Origin of the sequence: Maribrevibacterium harenarium (genome assembly GCF_006385675.1) — a bacterium.
GTDB lineage: Bacteria > Pseudomonadota > Gammaproteobacteria > Pseudomonadales > Marinomonadaceae > Marinomonas > Marinomonas harenarium.
In genome coordinates this window covers 18,044-39,767 of sequence record NZ_VFRR01000032.1, presented here as the reverse complement: position 1 = coordinate 39,767, position 21,724 = coordinate 18,044, and the positions used below count along the sequence as shown (strand labels likewise).

18 protein-coding genes are annotated in these 21,724 nt (G+C 48.8%); 5 read left to right on the top strand and 13 right to left on the bottom strand.

Features of this window, described 5'->3' with window-relative positions; all coding sequences use genetic code 11:
• Positions 1–1,049: 1,049 nt before the first annotated feature.
• Both FJM67_RS13405 and FJM67_RS17545 read right to left on the bottom strand, forming a co-directional pair.
• Positions 1,050–1,469 (bottom strand): type II toxin-antitoxin system YafO family toxin, encoded by a 420-nt coding sequence (locus FJM67_RS13405; protein WP_140590169.1) that lies wholly within the window; start codon positions 1,467–1,469, stop codon positions 1,050–1,052.
• Between the two features lies 1 nt (position 1,470).
• Entirely contained in the window at positions 1,471–1,623 is a 153-nt protein-coding gene (locus FJM67_RS17545) for a hypothetical protein (RefSeq protein WP_181161509.1), read from the bottom strand.
• A 583-nt stretch (positions 1,624–2,206) separates the two neighbouring features.
• On the opposite strand from FJM67_RS17545, the gene dusA reads away from it, so the two are divergent.
• The 4 genes from dusA to FJM67_RS13385 all read left to right on the top strand — a co-directional run bounded on the left by dusA (position 2,207) and on the right by FJM67_RS13385 (position 6,631).
• Positions 2,207–3,238: a tRNA dihydrouridine(20/20a) synthase DusA gene (gene dusA / locus FJM67_RS13400; protein ID WP_140590166.1), complete on the top strand. Its 1,032-nt coding sequence runs from the start codon at positions 2,207–2,209 to the stop codon at positions 3,236–3,238.
• A gap of 4 nt (positions 3,239–3,242) precedes the next feature.
• Positions 3,243–4,196, top strand: coding sequence for a transaldolase (tal, locus tag FJM67_RS13395; protein WP_140590163.1), 954 nt, complete (start codon positions 3,243–3,245; stop codon positions 4,194–4,196).
• A gap of 212 nt (positions 4,197–4,408) precedes the next feature.
• A complete protein-coding gene (locus tag FJM67_RS13390; RefSeq protein ID WP_140590161.1) occupies positions 4,409–5,416 on the top strand; it encodes a GGDEF domain-containing protein in 1,008 nt (335 codons plus the stop codon).
• Between the two features lie 117 nt (positions 5,417–5,533).
• On the top strand, positions 5,534–6,631 hold the full coding sequence (locus FJM67_RS13385) for a PQQ-dependent sugar dehydrogenase (RefSeq protein WP_140590158.1): 1,098 nt from the start codon (positions 5,534–5,536) through the stop codon (positions 6,629–6,631).
• Between the two features lie 18 nt (positions 6,632–6,649).
• On the opposite strand, the gene FJM67_RS13380 is transcribed toward FJM67_RS13385, so the two are convergent.
• The 4 genes from FJM67_RS13380 to hrpA all read right to left on the bottom strand — a co-directional run bounded on the left by FJM67_RS13380 (position 6,650) and on the right by hrpA (position 14,823).
• Positions 6,650–8,986 carry a putative bifunctional diguanylate cyclase/phosphodiesterase gene (locus FJM67_RS13380; RefSeq protein ID WP_140590155.1) on the bottom strand — a complete coding sequence of 779 codons (2,337 nt, stop codon included), beginning with the start codon at positions 8,984–8,986 and terminating at the stop codon, positions 6,650–6,652.
• On the bottom strand, positions 8,973–10,025 hold the full coding sequence (locus FJM67_RS13375; protein ID WP_140590153.1) for a polyamine ABC transporter substrate-binding protein: 1,053 nt from the start codon (positions 10,023–10,025) through the stop codon (positions 8,973–8,975). The genes FJM67_RS13380 and FJM67_RS13375 overlap by 14 nt, the downstream gene beginning before the upstream one ends.
• A 100-nt stretch (positions 10,026–10,125) precedes the next feature.
• Positions 10,126–10,911 (bottom strand): MlaA family lipoprotein, encoded by a 786-nt coding sequence (locus FJM67_RS13370; protein ID WP_140590136.1) that lies wholly within the window; start codon positions 10,909–10,911, stop codon positions 10,126–10,128.
• 12 nt (positions 10,912–10,923) lie between these two features.
• A complete protein-coding gene (gene hrpA / locus FJM67_RS13365; RefSeq protein ID WP_140590134.1) occupies positions 10,924–14,823 on the bottom strand; it encodes an ATP-dependent RNA helicase HrpA in 3,900 nt (1,299 codons plus the stop codon).
• Positions 14,824–15,047: 224 nt separating this feature from the next.
• On the opposite strand from hrpA, the gene cysK reads away from it, so the two are divergent.
• Positions 15,048–16,013, top strand: coding sequence for a cysteine synthase A (gene cysK / locus FJM67_RS13360; RefSeq protein WP_140590132.1), 966 nt, complete (start codon positions 15,048–15,050; stop codon positions 16,011–16,013).
• 45 nt (positions 16,014–16,058) lie between these two features.
• On the opposite strand, the gene FJM67_RS13355 is transcribed toward cysK, so the two are convergent.
• The 7 genes from FJM67_RS13355 to FJM67_RS13325 form a co-directional block, all read right to left on the bottom strand.
• Positions 16,059–16,838, bottom strand: a complete 780-nt coding sequence (locus tag FJM67_RS13355; RefSeq protein WP_140590130.1) for a class II glutamine amidotransferase — start codon at positions 16,836–16,838, stop codon at positions 16,059–16,061.
• Positions 16,831–18,723, bottom strand: a complete 1,893-nt coding sequence (locus FJM67_RS13350) for a VWA domain-containing protein (protein WP_235890066.1) — start codon at positions 18,721–18,723, stop codon at positions 16,831–16,833. The genes FJM67_RS13355 and FJM67_RS13350 overlap by 8 nt, the downstream gene beginning before the upstream one ends.
• A gap of 94 nt (positions 18,724–18,817) precedes the next feature.
• Positions 18,818–19,294: a YcgN family cysteine cluster protein gene (locus FJM67_RS13345; protein ID WP_140590128.1), complete on the bottom strand. Its 477-nt coding sequence runs from the start codon at positions 19,292–19,294 to the stop codon at positions 18,818–18,820.
• 2 nt (positions 19,295–19,296) lie between these two features.
• On the bottom strand, positions 19,297–19,599 hold the full coding sequence (locus FJM67_RS13340; RefSeq protein ID WP_140590125.1) for a YcgL domain-containing protein: 303 nt from the start codon (positions 19,597–19,599) through the stop codon (positions 19,297–19,299).
• Between the two features lie 41 nt (positions 19,600–19,640).
• Positions 19,641–20,774 carry a ribonuclease D gene (gene rnd / locus FJM67_RS13335; protein ID WP_140590077.1) on the bottom strand — a complete coding sequence of 378 codons (1,134 nt, stop codon included), beginning with the start codon at positions 20,772–20,774 and terminating at the stop codon, positions 19,641–19,643.
• Complete coding sequence (gene recR, locus FJM67_RS13330) at positions 20,774–21,367, bottom strand: recombination mediator RecR (protein WP_140590075.1); 594 nt, start codon at positions 21,365–21,367, stop codon at positions 20,774–20,776. The genes rnd and recR overlap by 1 nt, the downstream gene beginning before the upstream one ends.
• Before the next feature lie 11 nt (positions 21,368–21,378).
• Positions 21,379–21,705, bottom strand: a complete 327-nt coding sequence (locus tag FJM67_RS13325; RefSeq protein WP_140590072.1) for a YbaB/EbfC family nucleoid-associated protein — start codon at positions 21,703–21,705, stop codon at positions 21,379–21,381.
• Positions 21,706–21,724: the final 19 nt, after the last annotated feature.

The following is a 21,724-nucleotide window of genomic DNA, read 5'->3' as shown; positions in this document are numbered from 1 at the left end:
ATCACTTAGAGTAAAAATAAGACGAGAGAAAAACGGCAGGATCAGCTGATCGGAATAGACCGAAACGAGCGATCGCAATCACCGGAATACGCATAATGGCGATACGGTGTTGCTAGAGCGTTACATTGATCAATTAAAAGATAAGATTAGCGCCTTATCTCAGTATGGAGTGTAGATACACTTAGTACGCACCCGCGCACCCTTTCGAGTGCGCGAACCCATTTTGCGCACCTATGTTGGTGAATGTTTTTTACTACTGCTACTTGTCTTAGTGACTCTCTCGCGTAGTCCTCACATATAGCATGCATGGCAGCGTCGGCGTATCCACTAGCTTTGTAGTTGCTTGGCTTAACTCGGATACGCTAGCAAATGTATTCCTGACGATACAGCGGCTTGGGTGCGGCAGCTGTCTCACGGCTCTCCCCCGGCAGAAAAAATGTACGATGATAACGCTAAGAGCCGTGTTTTTGGGGAGCGCTCGGGGAATTGCGTTTTGATCGTCTTGGAGACGGTACGATTAAATCGGCAACGTGAAACAATCTAGCCGACTTAATCTGACCACGACTGCTGCAATCCATGAATCAACTCTCCTTCGCTGATACCGAATTCATCAGTAAACGCCGTAAAACCCAAGAAGAGCCGTTTCTTGGTCGGATGAATGAGTCGATCCCGTGGCGGTAACTTGAAGCTAAAATCTCACCGTTCAATCCAACAGCTGGCAATGGCCGGCATCCATACGCTCTCGCTACTATGATTAGCATTCACTTTATATGACTGGTACAACATGAGTGATCCAGCGCAGGAAGATACACTCTACGAAATTACCTTGATGCGGTTTTTGCGGGCGTATCATTAGAAGGTGCGATCCATGACCAGACCACCATCATTAACTTCCGTCACTCGCTTGAGAAGCACAAACAGGGTCATAAACTCTTTAAAGAAGTAATCAAATGACTGTCAGATTCCAGTATCTACTTTGAAGAAGGGACGATTGCGGATGCGACAAGTTTGAGGTTGTCTGGGCTGGTGAACTACGAGATAATGCCGGACTAAATTACATCATCCAGTTGTCCGTTGATCCAAGGTTCAACAAATTGAGTGTAGAGCCCTCTAAGAAAGGATCGCCACTGCTTGCTATTGTGAGCATCTGGGCCAAGGATTGTTAGGAGTAAATATTTGTCTTCGAGGTCGTCGTAGGCATATAGCAACCAGTAATCGTTATCGGGATCACCAACTTTAGTCGTGCGGTAGTAAACTTGGTCTATTCTTGGATGGCGTTTAGCCCATTGCTTTACTAGCGCTTGTGTCTGAGCGAGATGGATATGGTGAACATGAGGATAACTTAACGATGCATCACGACCGTAGAAATCTGGCTGCTCACCGTTAAGCTTATAGGCTTCAAATGTATTTTTATGAAGTTCCCATTTGGGATCTAATCTAAAGATAGAGGCTGTCTGTACTACCGCCAAGTTATGCCTTAGCTAGTTGCAGTTGCTCTTTTGATGTGGGGAACCTGCCATGCTTTTGAAAGTAAGCAAACACAGCATCGCCAACGGCAGCAGAAGACTTAACGTCTTTAGCGGTTGCTTTAGGCTTTTCTTGTCTTGCTTTAGGTAACGGCATAATGGAACTCCTATATCTCACGCTGTATATATTAGTATTGCGACTAACACAACGCAATACTAATGATGTAACCACACAGTTGCTAACCACTCCCCCAACGCCCTTTTCATCTTTGTCAGGAATGGGCATGCATGTAGCGCTTATCCAGCCCATACCGTTCTTGGTTGAGTAGCATTTCCCCTATGACCCAGTTGATCCCCATGTCGTGCCAAAGTAGGTTTGCTGCACTCTAGATATTCAAGAACAATTGTCCCACCTCGAATGGAATCACCTTGGAGCAACAATTTAGTAATGCCTAGCACAAATTATTCTCGCCCGTTCAACACCAAATTGAGCAACATGTACTTTTTTCCATCTTTTTTCTTACGAACAGCGAATGTGGCCATATCCTGTTAGCAACCTTGTAAGTTTATGACATAATGCCTCAAGCGGCTTATAGCGCTTTGACGCGGTAAGTAAGTGTGCCCACTTACAAACCAGAAAAAGCAATTTGCTACAAAATAAAATATAGCAATTCTGTAGCATTATATGCCCGTAAACACACAAAAGCACCCTAAAACAGCAATAGAAACCTAACCCAAAAATGTCAGTAAAATCAGGCTCTAAGCCTTTAAAATCAAGGGATACAGTGAATCGACGCTTCTCCATTGCACCCATGATGGAGTGGACTACGTCCGAATTTCGTGTCCTCGCTCGCTGTCTTAGCAAAGATACGTTGCTTTATACCGAGATGGTGACAACTGGCGCTTTATTACAAGGCAAAGACCCAGAACGTTTTTTGCGTTATGAAGAATGCGAGCACCCTATCGCTCTACAATTAGGCGGTGCGGACGCAAAAGCCTTGGCGAAATGCGCAAAAATGGCGGAGCAATACGGTTATGACGAGGTTAATCTAAACGCTGGGTGCCCTAGTGACCGTGTGCAAAACAATATGATAGGTGCCATTTTGATGGCTCATGTGGATACGGTGAAAGATGCGATGAAGGCAATGCAGGACGCAACCAGCCTCCCCGTTACCATCAAACACCGTATTGGCTTAGATGACCAACAAGACTACGCTGTGGTACGGGATTTTGTCGGTGATGTGGCGTCCACGGGTGTAACGACTTTTATTGTTCATGCGCGCAATGCCATTTTGCAGGGCTTGAGCCCTAAGGAAAACCGTGAAATCCCGCCGCTGAAGTACCATTATGTGCATCAGTTGAAGCAAGACTTTCCTGATCTTGAAATCATTTTAAATGGCGGCATCAAAACCCTAGAGGAAACACAAGCCCAGCTCACCAAGTTGGATGGTGTGATGGTAGGTCGGGAAGCCTACAACAACCCGTGGCTATTGGCCGAGGTAGATAGCCGCCTATTTGGGCACCAAAACCCGGTTAGCAACCGTTTTGAAGCCCTAGAGAACTATCTGCCTTATGTGGAATCCCAGTTAAATAAAGGGGCGCGCCTATCACACATTACCCGCCATTTGTTGGGAATGTTTGTGGGCCTACCCGGTGGTAAGCAATTCCGGCGTCATTTGTCGGAAAACGGTCATCATGCCCATGCCACAATCGACGTACTGATCGACGCTATCGAAGGCGTTAAACAACAGCTATCGAAAACCAAAGGATAGAGTAATGACGAACAAACTAGAGCAATTAAAAGCCTACACCACCGTGGTTGCTGATACCGGTGATATCGAAGCCATCAAGAACTTCCAACCAGAAGACGCCACCACCAACCCATCCTTGATGCTTAAAGCCGCGCAAATTCCAGAATATGCGCCATTTATTGATCAAGCGGTAGCTTGGGCAAAAGCTCAGAGCGATGATCTTGAGCAGCAAATTATTGATGCGGGCGACAAATTAGCGGTTATTGTCGGTTGTGAAATCTTAAAATACGTTCCGGGCCGTATTTCTACCGAAGTCGATGCGCGCCTTTCTTATGATAAAGACGCCACTATCGAGAAAGCTCGTCGCCTGATCAAACTATACGAAGAAGCCGGCGTGAGCCGTGATCGCGTACTGATCAAAGCCGCATCCACTTGGGAAGGTATCAAGGCAGCAGAAGAACTTGAAAAAGAAGGCATCAACTGCAACTTGACCCTACTGTTCTCTTTTGCCCAAGCCCAAGCCTGTGCTGAAGCTGGCGTTTATCTGATTTCTCCATTCGTTGGTCGTATTTTGGACTGGTACAAGAAATCTACGGGGGAAGATTACACTGCTGAAACAGACCCAGGGGTGAAATCGGTCACTGAAATTTACAACTACTACAAGCAGCACGGTTACCAAACCATCGTGATGGGTGCGAGCTTCCGTAATATTGGTGAGATCGAGCAATTGGCGGGCTGTGACCGCTTAACCATTAGCCCGAATCTATTGGAAGAATTACGCAACGACACCGCAACTCTAGAGCGCAAATTGTCGCCTGTTACCGAAACCACGCCCGCTGGAGAACCTATCTCCGAACAAGCTTTCCGCTGGGCCATGAACGAAGATGCCATGGCTACAGAAAAACTGGCTGAAGGCATTCGTAACTTTGCGGTTGATCAACATAAACTTGAAGCAATGCTAGGCGAAAAACTCAAGTAATTGAGGTCAGCTTGCATCCTAAAGCGCTCCATTGAGAGCGCTTTTTTTATGTCCCGCTCACAACAATTACATTAAATTACATAAATGAAATAGAACAACACAATTATTACACTTTTATTGACCTAGGGCGTTGCTCGACGTCCAAGCGAGCAATAACATAAGCGCAAATTATTCCGCTAGCGGTTGCCCATTCAAGGATTCAGGGTCGAGTGATGCCAAACATATCTTTAAGCCAAGTTAACAACCACTTTCGTAACACTATCCCTCTGATGGTGAAACATAGCATCCCGGTCACTCCAGCCTACTACGCCCTTTGGTACGCCTATGTGACCAAACAGAATCCTGAGCTTACGGAACGTATGGGGGCACAAATCAGCCAAGGCATTAACCGCCATCACTGTGATGAGTTAATCAGCCGCTACATGATCGCCCCAGTGGAAAACAAGCTATTGGAAATGCAAGCGAGCATTAAAACCATGGTAAGTTCATTTGGCGACTCAACCGAAACCGCAATGGCAAGCGCTGACAATTTGAGCGAAAGTTTATCCGTGGAAATGGCTGCCTTGGCAGAAGATAGCGGTGCCATGACTGACCCAAGAGCAAAAGGTCTGGTGAAGCATGTCAATGCGTTTATGGAGAAAACCTCCAGCTATCGAGAACAACTCGCCCAACAGACGGAAGAAATTCGCTTATTAAAGCAACGGATCGCCGAGACCGAACGCCAGTCTTATCTAGATGGCCTAACAGGTATATTTAACCGCCGAAAATTCAATGAGGATATCAGTATGCTGTCCTCAACCGGCTGCGATACCTGTATGATCATCGTCGATATTGATCATTTTAAGCCGTTCAATGATGAATACGGCCATTTGGTCGGTGATAAAGTATTGCAATCCGTAGCGCAAACCCTGCAATCCAGTTGTGATGCCAGACCCGGCGCCCAAGCCTATCGTTTTGGTGGTGAAGAGTTTGCCATTATCTTACCAGAAACGGAATTACCGTCCGCCCAGCAATTTGCTGAAAATGTGCGCTTACGGGTCAGTCGTCTCAATCTCACCAATAAGAAAACCGGTGTTACCTTGCGCCCAGTCACCACTTCTTTGGGTATCGCCCAATTGCAGCGGGGGGAAACTCCTGAGAATCTGATTAATCGCGCAGATCAGCATTTATATGCCGCCAAAGCAGCAGGTCGTAACTGTGTCCGCCCACTACTTCGGTAACGGATAGCATCTTAATTGCAATCAAGCGATAACTATTAAGGAAGTCTTCGCCACTCATCGGTATTTGGCGCTTAGGGTTCTATACTCAGCCTCTGAGATACGCTCACTGGAGGCGCTATGAAATTGAGACTTGCCCTAATTAGTTTACTACTCACGCCACTGATTGCCCTAGGTAACAATGAACAACCTTCCCAGTTCGTTAACATCGACCAAATTACCCGTCTAGATGGTATTCCTTGGGGAATGACTCAGGTCGATCAAGAGCAACTGCTAGCCACAACTCTCGACGGGAAGCTATATCGTATTTGGTTTAATATAGGCCATGTAGAGCCAGTAACCGGACTTCCCGCCATCGCCCGTAATGGTCAAGGCGGATTGCTGGATGTAGCAATTAGCCCAGACTTCCAGCAGAGCTCATACCTGTATTTCACCTATGCGAAATCCGTCGAAGAGGGTTATGCCACTACCCTCGCCCGAGCCCGTCTAAATGGTAAGCAGTTGGAGAACTGGCAAGATCTGCTGGTCACCACACCGGCAAGCGACAGTGGTCACCACTTCGGTAGCCGCATCACTTTTGACGACAAAGGGCATGTTTTTTTCGGGGTTGGGGATCGGGGCGAGCGTAATAACGCCCAAGACCCTAGTAACCATGCTGGCAGCATCCTCAGACTAAAACTAGATGGCAGCATCCCCAGTGATAATCCTTATGTCCGCCATGCCCATATTCGCCCAGAAATATGGAGCTACGGTCATCGAAATCCCCAAGGCCTGTTTTATGACAAAGAAACCCACACTCTTTGGGAAAGTGAACACGGCCCCCGTGGCGGCGATGAAATCAATGTGATTCGCCCCGGTGCAAACTATGGTTGGCCAATTGTTTCCTTTGGTAAGGAATACTGGGCCCCTATTCGGGTGGGCGAAGGCACGTCGAAGGCGGGAGTCAACGACCCCCTAAAAGTCTACACACCCTCAATCGCCCCCAGTGCCTTGCTACGTTATCAAGGCAGTTTGTTCCCTGACTGGCGGGGTAGCTTTCTCACGACAGCGTTAGCAGGACAACACCTTAACCGCGTGGTATTCAAGCAAGACGGCACCAGCGAAGAATTTCGCTACTTGCGTCATTTAGATGAAAGACTAAGGGCCATCATTGAACTGCAGGATGGCAGTCTGGTTGTCAGCACTGATAGTGGCAAGCTACTGCGCCTAACCCCTTAGCGGTGTTAGGCGGGCGCGCTATTGCCGAGATAGGTCTGGATTGGGGACATAGGATTTAAACCAACGCTTCAATGCGCCAATCGGCATTGGTGTCGCAATCGAATACCCTTGGAAGAAGTCACAACCAGCTTCGGACAATACGGCGACTTGCGAGATGGATTCCACGCCCTCAGCGGTTACACGGATATTTTGCAAGTGACATAGCTCCACAGTGGGTGCTAGCAGTTGACGGTAGCGCTCCCCGGTTACCCGCGACACTAATTCTTTATCTAACTTCACCTTGTCCACTGGATAGTCGATCATTTGCAGCAATGGGGTATAACCGATACCAAAATCATCAATTGCAATCCTAAAGCCCGCATCACGCAATAGACGCAACACATCAAGCACTTGCTCTACGGCGAAATAACCAAAGGTTTCCGTTATTTCCAGTTCTACAACGCCATCTGGCACACCGTATTCTGCTTTCAGCTCAATAAGATTGTGGGAAAACTCTTTTTGCCCCAATTCTGCCGCGGAAATATTGATAGCAATGGTTGCATCAGCACCAACAATCTCCTGTAGATTCGGATACTCGGAAAAGGCTTTGCGGAACACCCAGTTATCAATTTTACCGTAGGTGCCGGTTTGTTCGGCAATCGGTACAAACTCATCGGGCTGGATTTGCCCCAGCTCTGGCGAATACCAACGTAGTAGTACCTCGACGCCACAGATTTTATGCCCCTTATCCATAAACGGCATAAATACAAGAGAGAACTCTTGGTCACAATCGACAAATTTCAGCGCATCTTCGATTAACTTAACACGGCGTGCTTCACGGGCAATGGAGTAGGAGTACAAGTCATAACGATTCTTGCCAGAGCGTTTGGCATGGTACATCGCCATGTCAGCATTCGCGATCAGCTCTCTTAATTCGGAACCATCATCTGGAAAAGTCGCTACCCCGACACTGGCCGAAACCGGGGTAATGTAACGCTCAGTTTTAAAGCCTCCATCGAACAGCGCGATAAGATTACGAGAGATGCGTTCGCGCTCTTCTAGTTCAGAATGGGACAGGACGATGGCAAATTCATCACCAGAAAGACGGGAAGCCATGGAACCAGTGCGGCGCTTACCATCGTGTTTTAGTAGACCTAAAAACGCCTGTGCCGCCTCTTGTAGCAGCTCATCCCCCGCTTCATGGCCAAGTCGATCGTTAACGAATTTAAAGTTATCCAAGTCGATATATATTAGCGACACATAACCACCGTTCGTTGCAGCACGCATAAGTGCTTTACGGGCGTAATCTTGGAAGCGAGTGCGGTTGGGAAGCTTGGTCAGGGCGTCTGTCACCGCCATGGAGTGGGATTCACGCAAGTTGGCATTGAGCTGGTCATAAAGATCATAAAATTTGACACCAAGACGACTAATTTCATCCTTGCCAATCGGTCTAACAATATTGCTCTGACGATCCGTCATCACAAACTGCAACTGCTGGTCTAGACGCGCAATAGGCAAGATAATGAAACGTCGAATAATGAGCAGTAGCGCCACACAAACCACTGCACCAAAGCCGACCGACACAGCCATCAACCAGGACAACACTGGCGACAGCACTTGCTGTAAATATTCCTCGGTTAGTTCCAACTCCAAGTAGGTGTTCGGTAATATCTCTACGACACCCATTGACGCCGATAATTGACTGATATCTGTGGTAGTGCTGTAAATTAGCTGGGGATGCACACCATAATCACGCTCAAGCTCTATCAACGCTTGGTCAAAGCGATGAGTATAAGCAACGACGGTTAATGCTACGGATTCATTGATATCGACCACTAAAGGCTCAGCCAAAGTATAACGATTAAGCAGCCGAGAATGAATAAAGGCGTGACGTCCACCATTAAGGAACATGAGTTTACTGGCAACTGGAGACTGCTTGCGAAACTGGCTTTGGGCGTACTCTAGGACAAAGTCTGGTAGCCGGGAAAAAGGATTATCACTGCGTTCGTAATAATATAAATTCTGACCTACTCCGTTACTCAGACTAACAATGATGCGTGGGCCATCTTGCCCAACCACGCCGTCGATAATACGATCCATACGCTGACTAACAATATAGTCATTGATATCGTCACCGCTGTTGGCGACGTATTCAACCAGTGTTTGACCTTCCACTAACAGAGATAAGGCCGTAGTAGCAACACTTACTTCTTGTTCAAAGATACGGTGTACATTACGCAGCCGATTCTCTAATTTCGCCAGTTCAATATCCTGCAAGGCTTTAGATTGCACACGATATACCCCATAGGTGCCCAGAATCACTCCGATACACAGCAGGGGAATAACGATGAGTAGCAGTCGTTTATTTAGAGTCATGGTATCTGATCAACGCGTCCTTGATTTGCGTACGTAAGCGGATATTTTCGCTGTCCAACGGTTTGTAACGTCGTGCTTTTGCTAACACGTCAGCTGGCGGATAAGTTACTTGATCACTGGCAAATTCCTCAGACTGCAGTGATTTTGCCGTCAAACTGGGCGTGGCGACTCCGACGGACTCGGAGTCTAGTGCGTTTATAGCACTTTTTCCGAGAAATTGGATAAATTCCTGCGCAGCTTGCTGATTTGATGACGAAGCCACGACCGCCAAACAATCTAGCCACAATAAAACACCGTCTTCTGGCAGTACATACTGCCAGACCTGAGAGCCATAAAGATCATTTAACGTATATTCATCGCCACTGTACACCTGCGTAACCCAGAGTTCTTCTTGTTCTTCAGGTGTTGCTACAGACAAGTAACTTGGTGCGTATTCATAGGTAAGTACCGACTCAGACTGGCGCTTCAATAACTCAAAAGCGCGTTTGAGATGGCCCTCATCATTGGACATAGGGTCAAGGGACATAGCCAGCATGGCTGGGCCAAGAAGTTCATCGTATTGCCCAATCATGCCGATATGATTCTGCCAAGCCCCTATGGGATACAGCAAATCTTTCCAGTTAGCTGGTGCTTGGTCGACTTTATCGGTACGGTAGGCGATCCCTAAACTTCCCCACAGGTAGGGAGAACCATAATCACCGCAGCTACCCTGCCATATGGGCGCTAACCCTTCCACATACTGTTCCGTAAGCGGAGCAAGGTAACCCGCCTTGCCCATACGCTGGATAATCTCGTCGCCGATAACGACTAAATCGATATTGCGGACTGCCTTATTAGCAAGAATCAGATCCCGTTCTGCTTCATTATCATAAAATACTTGCTCCACCTGCCAACCGCTCTGCTGTTCCCAAGCTGCGATCACTTCATCCGCGAGATAGTCTTCCCAGTTAAGTATCCTAAGGGTTTGCGCAGCAACAGATTGCACCGTCGTGGCACAAAGAGTGATCAGGAGAAAATCACGACATCGAGGATAAACCATAACAAAACCCTCAAAAAAGGCTGATGACACTATAGTAACGGTAAACTCGCCTTAAAACGACCGGTCAGATCAGAGCAAACTCAACAATTATGATCGTTTACTACCAAGTTGCGTCATCCCACTCCTCGTCACCCCAGCCATCGTCTTCCCAACTCTCGTCCCCCCAGCCATCTTCAGCCACACCATCATCCACTTGAGTATCAGCCGCGGTAGTACCGAATTGACCATCAAGCACCGCCCCTGCCCGAGATTGCAGGTAAACATCACGCAAGAAAGAATAACGATCGCCGAAAATAAAACCCTCGGCATTAAGGTATTGAGCACGAATTTGAATAAGGTCGACACCGCGTGTCTGCCATTGTTCTTGATTGGTGAGACCAAAGTCCCCCTTCACATCGTAGTTCGCCCAATCCACTGGCATAGCCACTGTATCACGAAGGGTTGAACCGCCAAGGAACGGCAATACCACATAAGGGCCTGAATCTACACCCCAGTAACCCAGCGTTTGCCCAAAGTCTTCTTCATAACGTTTTAGGCCAAGCTCGGATGCCACATCAAAAATCCCGAACCAGCCAGCAGTACTATTGATCAAAAAACGAAAAGTAGAAGAAGCAGTTTGATCCCACTTGCCTTGTAACAGATTGTTGGTGATGTTGGTCACTTCCAATAGGTTGTTAAAAAAGTTGGACACGCCTTTTTGCACCGGGTCAGGAGTGACCGTGTCGTACCCTTGGGCGATAGGCTTGAGTAGCAAGGCATCCATACCCTCATTGAAACGAAAGATGGCGCGGTTGTAGTTTTCCCAAGGGTCTTCTTCACTATAAGCAGGGCTCGCCAAGGTTGCGGTAGTTATTATGGCGAATAAAAGTCCAGTTTTTATTTTCATTGTTTAGGTCACTTAAACGAGTTTTTTAACCAGCTGCCATTGCTTGGCTAGCCGCTTGTCCGATACGGGTTCTACGGTGCCCACATTCTGCGCAAATAACGAGATGCGGTATTCTTCCAACAACCAACGGTATTTCACCAATTCTGGATCATAAACCGCCTTTTCTTTGTGGGCATTGTGCTGTTTTTCGTATTGCTGCCACAATTGCTCTAGCTCTGACACTAGGGCATTCTCTTTATTGAGGTGGTTTTGGAAGCGCTCCAAACGCACATCAATGGCCCGGAAATAGCGTGGCAACTGACCAAGCCAGTACAGTGGCGTTTGGCTAATGAAGCCAGGATAGACCAAGTTACCTAACTGTAGTCGAATATCGCCGTAAATCCGGGTCCAAGGTAAGGGTATATTACCTTTTAATTGTTTGGCGACTTTCTGATAAGCGGACAATACTTGATATAACTGGGTCGCCATATCGTTCCCCAAGCTGATTAACTGCCCTTTATACTGTGAGATACAGGTTGCAAAGTCATGACCTGTACGAGGCAAAGGGCGTCCATCGAGAAATACTTTTTCTAAAATCGCGTCGATTAAGTCATCCAACAGCACTTCTTTTTTGCCAATCGGGGCAAATAGCAACATGGACTCCCGCAATTTAGGCAGATTCTTCTGGAGGTATTTCACCTCTTTCGCCAACGTCAGCTTCAGCAATGCAATCACCCCGCGCCGGTGGGCGTCTTTGGCGGTGTGTTCATCGTCAAACAACTTAAGGGATACGCTGTTCTCGTTGGGTACCAAGGCAGGGAAAGCTGTGACGGTAATGCCAGCCTGTTTAATCTGTTGTCGCTCTGGTACATCTTGCTCGGGCCAGTTTTGCAACTCTTCTTGCTCATGTTGTTTGGTGCCAAAGGCAGCGAAGCTTTCACTGACTTTGTCGGCGAAACGTTGTTGCAATTCTGCTAAATCCTTGCCGCGTCCTAGTACCTTACCGCGCTCGTCCACCACATCTAGATTGAGGGAAAGGTGCCCCTCTAGCTTATTGGTATCCCATTCATTGAGGGGAATATCAATCAGAGTTTCCCGCTTAATTTGCAGGGAAAGCTGCTCCAGCAGGTCACCCTTTTCTTTACTAAGATTCGGATAAATACGGTCGACAAATTGGGGGATGGGCACAAAGCGACGGCGCAAGGCTTTTGGCAGAGCACGAATCAAGGCTTCACAGCGTTCACGAATGTAACCAGGCACCGCCCATGACAGATCCTCAACGCTCAACTGACGCAACAATCCAACGGGCACTTTTAGGGTAGCGCCATCTTCTTCCTTACCCGGCGCAAAGGCATAATCTATCGGTAAGGCAACCCCATTGAGTGAGTAAGTATCTGGGAAAGCAAAGTCATCCACTGCCACCTGTTGACGCACCAGGTCTTCGCGAGTCATCAGCAAGGCCTTAGGGTGATCTTTGGCGAACCGCTCCAGTGCCTTCTGGTTACGCAAATCAGCAGGTAGGCGTTCATCGTAAAACTGGTAGACGGTTTCATCGTCTACCATGATATCCCGCATCCGCAGTTTCGCTTCTTCCCGCTCGACGCTATCGATCAATTCCCGGTTATGTTTCAGAAATGGGGCTCGGCTGCGCAATTGACCTTCTACGAGGCCTTGGCGAATAAAGACCGCCCGAGCATCGGCGGGGTCTACATGGCCGTAATCGACCTTGCGCTTTGCCACCAATACCAAGCCATAGAGGGATACCTGCTCAAAGGCCATGACCCGCCCTTGGTTACGTTCAAAATGAGGGTCAAAATACTGCCGCTTCACGAACGGCATGGCGTATTCCTCTACCCACTTTGGCTCGATGCGCGCCACCACTCGGGCATAGAGCTTGGAGGTTTCCACCAGTTCCGCCGCCATCACCCACTGAGGGGGCTTCTTGAATAACATAGAGCCGGGGAAAATGGATAACTTGCGGGAACGGCACCCCAGCATTTCTTTGGATTCTTCCAAGCGGTTAGCCACCTGGGTAAACAAACCCGCCAACAGCGCCCGGTGGATGGCTTCGTAATGGCGCTCTTCGTGGACCACCTCTTTGAAGCCGAGCTGTTTACACGCAATGAGAATTTGTCGGTGAATGTCACGCCATTCACGCATACGCAAGTAATTCAAAAACTGCTTGCGGCAATATTGACGCAGTTGGTTTTGGGACAGCTCCTGCCGTTGGGCTTCAAACCGCTCCCATAGGTTTAGTAGGACGATAAAGTCCGAGTCCACATCTTTGTCTACCGCATGACACTGATCCGATTGGGTCTTTTTATCCTGGGGGCGCTCACGGGGATCTTGCACCGACAAGGCGCTGACAATGATGGCGACTTCGCGCACCACTTGGTGCTCTTGGGCCGCGATCAACATACGCCCTAGCTTAGGGTCGATTGGTAATTTGGCAAGCTGGCGGCCGACAGGTGTGAGACGCTCTTTATCAATGGCACCAAGCTCGGTTAAGGCTCGATAACCGTCGTTAATCAAACGGCGGTCTGGCATTTCCACAAACGGGAATTTCTCCACTGCCCCCAATTTTAGGTTTGCCATCTGCAAGATAACCGAGGCCAAATTGGTACGAAATATCTCTGGATCGGTAAACTCCGGACGATTGGCGAAATCTTCCTCGTCATATAGCCGAATACAAATACCCTCGGCAACCCGTCCACAGCGTCCGGCCCGCTGGTTGGCACTGGCTTGGCTGATCTTCTCGATGGGCAATTGCTGCACTTTCGAGCGCACGCTGTAACGGCTAATTCGGGCTAACCCCGGGTCTATGACATAGCGAATCCCAGGCACGGTTAAAGAAGTTTCCGCTACGTTGGTGGAGAGCACTATACGACGCCCGGTATGGGGCTTGAATACCCGCTGCTGCTCGCTACTACTCAGACGGGCATACAAAGGCAACACTTCTGTGTCTCTTAGTTGCTCACGGCGTAATAATTCTGCCGTTTCGCGAATTTCCCGCTCACCGGGCAAAAAGATCAGAATATCTCCGGGGCCACGGTAGCCAGAATGGCGTTCTTCATTGATCAGCCCTGTCACGGCATCGACAATGGCCTGCTCCATACTTTGGTCTTCGTCCAGCTCTTCGGTTTCAGACTTGAGCAGCAGCGGCTGATAGCGAATTTCTACGGGATACGTTCGCCCTGATACTTCAAAAATCGGGGCGTCATTAAAGTGTTTGGAAAAGCGCTCCACATCAATGGTAGCGGAGGTTACGATCACCTTTAGATCTGGGCGTTGGGGCAGAATACGTTTTAGATAGCCCAACAGGAAGTCAATATTCAGACTGCGCTCGTGGGCTTCGTCGATAATAATGGTGTCATATTTGGTGAGGTAACGATCTTGTTGAATTTCCGCCAACAAAATCCCGTCAGTCATCAGTTTGATTAAGGTATCGTCGTTACTTTCTTCGGTAAAACGGACTTGGAAGCCCACTACCCCACCCAGCTCTACTTTTAGTTCCTCACTAATACGTTCTGCCACACTGCGAGCAGCAATTCGACGGGGTTGAGTGTGGCCAATTTGCCCGGCGATACCTCTGCCAGCATCAAGACACATTTTCGGCAATTGGGTCGTTTTACCGGAGCCCGTTTCCCCCGCTACTATCACTACCTGATGCTGCTTTATAGCGGCAATGATATCAGCGGCTTTGGCCGCAACCGGTAAGTTTTCATCATAGGTAATCTTGGGTAAGCAGGCTGATCGTTGTTGGTAACGCTCTGCGGAGGCCATCACCAGTTGCTCTAGCTCTTGACGCAAACGATCAGCGGGCTTGCCCTGTTGTAGGCGCTCCACCAGTGTGCGGCGTTTGCGTTCAAGCTGGAATCGATCTTTGGTCAGGATAGGATCGGAAATAGCATTTATCAAAGTGGTGTCTCGCATGACTACTTACAGAAAAACATATGATAGAAATCAATAAACTAGGGGCGCATTCTAGCATTAATTTTGCTGCCTTGCTGTGTTCCCTTGCGACGGGGTTGTTTCTAACCATATAGTGCTAAGTTCTTATATTTTCCGTAGCAGCTTCGTTATAGTGGGCACATAGAGCATGTAGCAAAAGCCACCTACGCGCTGTCGCCAAATTGATCAACATTAAGGGAAAGAACATGTCAGAAAAGATTTTTAACGACAACTCATTAACCATCGGCAATACGCCACTGGTCAAACTTAACCGCATCGGTAACGGTAATATCTGGGCCAAAGTGGAAGCCCGTAACCCTGCTTTTTCGGTGAAATGCCGCATTGGTGCCAACATGGTGTGGGATGCAGAAAAGCGCGGTGTATTGACAGCAGGTAAAGCCATCGTTGAGCCATCCAGCGGCAATACGGGTATTGCTTTGTGTTTCGTAGCGGCAGCCCGTGGCTACCCCATTACTATTACCATGCCTGCCAGCATGAGCTTGGAACGTCGCCAAGTCATGAAAGCATTGGGGGCAAATATCGTCTTGACGGAACCTGCTAAGGGAATGAAAGGCGCCATTGAAAAAGCTCAAGAAATCGCCCAAGACCCGAATTTTGTATTGCTCCAACAATTTGAGAACCCGGCGAACCCAGAAATTCACGAACAAACAACTGGCCCAGAAATTTGGCAAGACACCAATGGCGAGATCGATGTATTTGTTGCGGGTGTTGGCACCGGCGGAACCATTACTGGTGTGAGCCGTTACATCAAAAATGTCGCCGGCAAAGCCATTACCAGTGTTGCGGTTGAACCTACCGCGTCACCGGTCATCAGCCAAACCTTGGCCGGCGAAGAACCCAAACCAGCACCACACAAGATTCAAGGTATTGGAGCCGGCTTCGTGCCCGAGAATTTAGATTTATCCGTGGTTGACCGTGTCGAACAGGTGAGCAATGAAGATGCCATCGCCATGGCCAAACGTCTAATGCGCGAAGAAGGTATTTTGTGTGGTATTTCTTGTGGGGCTGCCGTGGTTGCCGCTGAGCGCTTGAGCCAGTTGCCAGAATTTGCCGACAAGAAAATTGTCGTCGTATTGCCTGACTCCGGAGAGCGCTACCTTTCCACCGCCCTCTTCGAAGGTGAATTTACGGAAAACGAATTGGTTCAGTAATTTCCAGCGCCTTAAACTAGCCAGCCGTCTCGCTGGCTAGTTGAGTTAAGGTAACTGATGCCACACCAACTCACCTTGCTTAAATACGCATAGCTCACCTGCTACCATTTGCTGCCATTGCTCATCATCTGTGAGCGGTTGGGTTGCAATGACGGTGACCACGTCTTTGTCGGTGGTCACTGCTTGAAAATCGATGGAGATATCTTCGTCGGCAAGGGTTGCCTTTTGGAACGGGGCGCGGCGAGTGATCCAATTAAGTTTGGTGGTGCAGTAGCAGAATAAGTATTCGCCATCACTGAGCATCATATTAAACACTCCCCGCTGGCGCAGGAAATGGCAATGTTCCGCTAACACACTGGCGATTTCTTCAAGACTTGGTTCTAGCTTACCAAAAGCCTGCTGTAATTGCTCCAGTAACCAACAGAAAGCCCGCTCCGAGTCCGTACTTCCGACGACCCCAAACTGGGATAGAGGTAGTTCCTGGGAATTTTCTAGCTGGCCATTATGGGCATAAGACCAAGTTTTTCCCCATAGCTGTCGACAAAAAGGATGAGTATTCGGCAAGCAAACTTGTCCCACATTGGCTTGGCGGATATGACTGATCACCACATGGCATTTTAACGAAGTTTTACTCATTAGCTCGGCCACATCGGAATCGGAGCTTGGACGGGGATCATGAATCGCCCAAACGTGTCCATCCCGATACATAGCCATACCCCAACCATCGCTATGGGGTCCCGTTCGGCCACCACGGGCACGAAGCCCGGAAAAGCTAAAACAAATATCGGTAGGCACATTGGCACTCATGCCTAATAACTCACACATCCTCTACTTCACCCTCTTGCTGCTGACGTTGCGCTTTACGGCGACGCCAAAAGAAATAGCCACCCCCAGCAAGGGCGACTGCCAATAAATTGAGACCTCCATAAAGTAGCCACTCGGTGGTGGTTAAGCCCACTGGCGCGACGGGTGGCTCTTCTACTGGAGAGGTCTCGTCCTCTACCTGAGCTGTCGGCGCGTCATCCAATTCTGCAGTTGGCGGAGTCGTTTCCGGTTCATCAACCACAGCAATTTGCGGCGTCACTACTACCGGAGCCACGGTGCGATTCACCGCACCAAGAGCTGCTAAGGCATCCAATTCTGGCTCAGCTTGCGCTGGCAAAGGTCCCTGTTTAACACTCACCTGATCGGCGCCATTGCGAATCACACTCCACACGGGTGTATCGTAATCGAAGCGCATTCCTGTGCGTGTCACCCCAACCAAACGCACGCGAATACTCAAGGTAGCATTCGCCGTTACCGGCAACACTTTTTCCCAGTAACCCGCCCCTTGCAGCGTCATTTCTTCCACCTGTTCAGTGCCTGAGTGGTAATCTACCACCAGTTTGGCATTGGAGCGCAACGTATTCAGTCGTAAGTTGGTGGGCGTCGCCCGCACTCTCACTAATGATTCACTGGCAGGCTCTACCTGTAACTCAATGGCGGGGGCAACGGAAAAATATTGATTCAACTGACGAGTAAAGGTTTTGCCGTCAACGATGGTAGCCAATTGATAATTGCCCTGTTCAATAAGTCGCTCAATCTTATTCTTGTATTGGTTAAGTGCCCGCTGCACTGGGATGTCCCGCAGTTGCTTCGGTGTTTCACCTGCCAAGAAAATCAATTTCTGACGCACATCCACCAAATCTAAGATTTGCTCATCGGTTAGGAGTCTATCGTCCTGGAACAAGCCTACCGTGCTGTATATTGGCTCGTTAATAAACAGTACTGGCGGAACCTTAGTAGCCTGAGCACTGAGCTTGGTAATGACACGAATAGAACTGCGGGCTAAATCGATGTTCTCTACCGACCAAGTGCCGACCACAGGTTTAGTGATGGTCACCATGGTGTAATGCTTAGCCGCTGCAGTAGAAACATTGCTTGCCGTTAAAGACAGGGGTACACCACCAGGTTTAAGAATCGCAGGAGTGATACCAGGCTCGTGGAACACCAGTAATGTTGCTTCTTCTACGGCATCATCAACGAAAAAAGTATTGCCTTCAAAGGGCAATTCTTCAGAGGGTGCAGCTTGCGCAAATACCCGATCAAAAGTATCGAGCAATTCTTCCGGTGTCGCCACTTCCGTATGGGAGGCATTGGTCAGGTCAGATAAAGACTGCAACAACTCTTTATCCGTGTAGCCCGTCATGGAAACCGTATGTAAGTGGATACCTTTTTCCGCAAGTTGCACCGCCAGATTGTCGGTAATTCGCGCCCGCGATGCGGCGTTTACCTTATCGTCCAAGCTAATATCTACCATGCCATCGGTCACCAGTATCCAATGACGATCGAAATCTGGGGCAAGTTCTCCACTATCTGGCGTTTGCAATAACAGACGTAAGATGGATTCTAAGTCTGTTTTTAGATCTTCGGTGACATAACCATCCACATAGCGAGCCAATTGCTGTTTTAGCTCCGGCGTGACAGGAGATTCCGGCAACAGTACCCGGGGGCGTTCACCAAACAACCAGATCCCCAAGGTGGCTTTTTCTTCTGGTGCTAGATTGGAGATCAATTTCAAGGCTTCGGAGGTGAGTTTATCGGGGTCGCTGATCACCATACTACCAGACGCATCGACGATGACGCGGAACTGGGTATCCGCCCACAACTGGGGTGCGCCTAAAGCCGCGAGAGCCAATAGCGCTGTTTGAATTTTCGTTCGAATCTTCACCACATTCTCCATATTTGTGCCCATTATGATCAAGCTGGACACAGAAGCTTCTCACGACCTCGCACACCCGGTGGATAAATTCCCCTATGCAAGGCTATGGTTCAAAGGGTTCTGGCATCCCATGTACCCAACGAATAATATGCTCTTGCCAGCGATCTTCGTCTACAGATGTTTCAGTTACTGCATAATGACGCACGCTCAAGCCTTGCCGCAGCATTTCTTTATCTGAACCAGTAACCAACGGATGCCAGTTAGGTAGATCACCCGTCTCCCGTAGCACTCGATAAGAGCAAGTATCTGGCAACCAATCAAACTGAGCTACATCTTCGGGCTTTAACACCAAACACTCTGCCACATGTTGCTGCCGATCTTCATATACGCGGCAGCGACAGGCGCTGATATCCAACTGCGCACAAGCCAAATTGGTGTAATACACCGCATCATCTTCTTCATCCTGAAGTTTTTGCAGACAACATTTACCACAGCCATCACACAGAGATTCCCATTCCTGAGAATCCATGTCGAGCATGGATTTAGTTTTCCAGAAAGGCTCGTAGCGTTTGGCAATCATAATCAGTAGCGAGCCTCAGTGGGGGCTTTGTACAGATCAAGCAAGTACTCGTCCCGTACTGGTGGCATCTGCAAGTAAAACCCCTGCTCGCGAATGCTACGCATCACTTCTTTAGCATCCGCACGGGCAAGCTTTTTATCCTCACTGACCAGCAAGGTCATGACGCTTTTCGGCTCACCGAAGCGCTCTAGCAAGGCTTCTGGCACACGTTTTAAACCCTCTTGCTTATCCACGTAAAGATACATCTCGTCCTTTTTGGGGGAACGCAGAATCTCAACAATGATACGGTTTCCGATATTTGTCATTTACAATAACCTAGTTAGTCGACAAGTTTGATCGCATTCGTTCAACGAAAGCGTTCTAGTATTGGTTCAATCACACGCTCACGACGCCAGCCGCATAATTGCGGGTTATCCCAGGCAAGCTCCGTCTTCTCATACAACGCCCGCACGATCGGGTCTAGTAGTTTGCGTTTCAACAGAACCTCTTGAGCCACATCCATTTCTTGGGCTAGTTGCGCCACGTAAGCGCGGATCTCCTTGGAAAGATCTCCCGCCTGGGAGGGTAATGGTGTTTCTAGCAAAGCTTCCCAATCAGGCTCGGGGAGCGCTTTGACTTTTTCCAAGATAGTCATAATGTCATCCCCATACAAGCGATGCTGCTTTGGGGTGAGCTCTTCGGTTCTGCCGATATCACGATGATTATTTGGTCGAAATTTCGCCAACCCCCACAGGGTGCGCTCTTTCAGCACTTGCCCTTTGGGCACATCGTTCACTCTCGCGGTTTCGTCGCGCCAGATATAAAGGTGCTTTAATACGGTTAAGCCCAAACGATCCAGACGCCAAGAGGCTTTCACCCCTTGCCAGTTTTGCAATGGATCATTGTTTTGCTGATATTGCCACTGCAAAGATTCACAGTCTTCTAGCGCCCAATCCAGCATTTGTTTTTGCTCAAGCACCGCTTTTTGGCGCGGATAAATCTGGGCTAAGTAAATTACATCAAGGGCAGCGTAGCGCTCTTGCGCAGCAGTTAGCGGGCGAACCGTCCAGTCAGAGCGGGTTTCATCTTTAGCCACTTCGATGTGCAAGTAATGGGCAACGAGCTTGGCATAGCTCATGGACCACTGGGCACTGGCGTAAGCTTCGGCGATTTGGGTATCGAAAAAGGGTGTTGGCAGAACTCCAAGTAGACGATCAAATACGTCTAAGTCTTCCGAGCACGCATGGAACACTTTGACCACATTTGGGTTGACCATCAAATCGGTTAGCGGCTGCCAGTCCCCGATAGTTTGTGGGTCAATCAAAAAGGCACTGGCACCATCACCAATTTGGATGAGTCCAGTGATAGGAAAATAGGTACTGCGGCGGAGAAACTCGGTATCGACCGCGATAAAATCAAGCTGTTGCCAAGCCGCGCAGGCACTGGCAAGTTCTTCATCCGTGGTAATCCACACGGTTGCAAACGAATCTGTGGTAGTCATTAAAGTTTCTTCCGCCCCTGAAGCGCTAACGCGAGGGTGTTACCATCGACGTACTCAAGCTCCCCGCCGATGGGGACGCCCTGAGCCAAACGGGACACTTCCACGTTGTGTGGTTTCAATAATTGCGCAATGTAATGACAGGTAGCTTCACCTTCTACGGTGGAGCCGGTCGCCAAAATGACTTCCTCCACTCCCAGTGTAGCTACTAGCCTTTCTAATTTTTCTAAGCCGAGTTCTTCTGGCCCGATACCATCGATGGGCGACAAGTGCCCCATCAAGACAAAGTAACGCCCTTGGAACTGCCCTGTCGCTTCTATGGCGGCAATATCTGCCGGTGCTTCCACAATACACAGGCGGGTGCTATCCCGCTCTGGGTCGGCACAGATATCGCACTGGTTTGATTCAGTTAGGGTGCGACAATCGCCACAACGTACCACGTTGTCGAGGGCATGACGGAGGGCTTTAGCTAAGCGCTCCGCCCCGGCATCATCCCGCTCAAGCAAGTGCAGCGCCATTTTTTGCGCCGACTTAGGGCCAACCCCCGGAAGAACCCGCAGCGCTTGCACTAACTCTTTGATGGATGGACTAAACAAGTACTAGCTCCTTAAAACGGCATTTTGAAGCCAGGAGGCAATGGCATACCGGCAGTCGCAGCAGACATTTTTTCTTTTGAGGTCGACTCGATATTACGCACCGCATCGTTTACCGCCGCAGCAATCAGGTCCTCTAGCATTTCTTTATCATCACCAAACAAAGAATCATCGATCGAAATGCGTTTAACATCATGACGGCCAGTCATCACGACTTTCACTAAACCAGCTCCAGCTTGGCCTTCTACTTCCATATTGGCGATTTCTTCTTGGGCCTTTTGCATGTTTTCCTGCATTTTCTGCGCTTGGCGCATCATATTGCCCATTCCACCTTTAAACATATTTCTCTCCAAAAAAATT

What these genes read in the sequence shown, in the direction of transcription:
- hrpA (WP_140590134.1), bottom strand. Translation starts at nt 14,823, where the DNA reads ATGCGAGACACCACTTTGATAAATGCTATTTCCGATCCTATCCTGACC.
- FJM67_RS13380 (WP_140590155.1), bottom strand. Translation starts at nt 8,986, where the DNA reads ATGACTCTAAATAAACGACTGCTACTCATCGTTATTCCCCTGCTGTGT.
- FJM67_RS13385 (WP_140590158.1), top strand. Translation starts at nt 5,534, where the DNA reads ATGAAATTGAGACTTGCCCTAATTAGTTTACTACTCACGCCACTGATT.
- FJM67_RS13370 (WP_140590136.1), bottom strand. Translation starts at nt 10,911, where the DNA reads ATGAAAATAAAAACTGGACTTTTATTCGCCATAATAACTACCGCAACC.
- cysK (WP_140590132.1), top strand. Translation starts at nt 15,048, where the DNA reads ATGTCAGAAAAGATTTTTAACGACAACTCATTAACCATCGGCAATACG.
- FJM67_RS13375 (WP_140590153.1), bottom strand. Translation starts at nt 10,025, where the DNA reads ATGGTTTATCCTCGATGTCGTGATTTTCTCCTGATCACTCTTTGTGCC.
- FJM67_RS13340 (WP_140590125.1), bottom strand. Translation starts at nt 19,599, where the DNA reads ATGACAAATATCGGAAACCGTATCATTGTTGAGATTCTGCGTTCCCCC.
- FJM67_RS13355 (WP_140590130.1), bottom strand. Translation starts at nt 16,838, where the DNA reads ATGTGTGAGTTATTAGGCATGAGTGCCAATGTGCCTACCGATATTTGT.
- dusA (WP_140590166.1), top strand. Translation starts at nt 2,207, where the DNA reads ATGTCAGTAAAATCAGGCTCTAAGCCTTTAAAATCAAGGGATACAGTG.
- rnd (WP_140590077.1), bottom strand. Translation starts at nt 20,774, where the DNA reads ATGACTACCACAGATTCGTTTGCAACCGTGTGGATTACCACGGATGAA.
- FJM67_RS13390 (WP_140590161.1), top strand. Translation starts at nt 4,409, where the DNA reads ATGCCAAACATATCTTTAAGCCAAGTTAACAACCACTTTCGTAACACT.
- FJM67_RS13345 (WP_140590128.1), bottom strand. Translation starts at nt 19,294, where the DNA reads ATGATTGCCAAACGCTACGAGCCTTTCTGGAAAACTAAATCCATGCTC.
- FJM67_RS13325 (WP_140590072.1), bottom strand. Translation starts at nt 21,705, where the DNA reads ATGTTTAAAGGTGGAATGGGCAATATGATGCGCCAAGCGCAGAAAATG.
- tal (WP_140590163.1), top strand. Translation starts at nt 3,243, where the DNA reads ATGACGAACAAACTAGAGCAATTAAAAGCCTACACCACCGTGGTTGCT.
- FJM67_RS17545 (WP_181161509.1), bottom strand. Translation starts at nt 1,623, where the DNA reads ATGCCGTTACCTAAAGCAAGACAAGAAAAGCCTAAAGCAACCGCTAAA.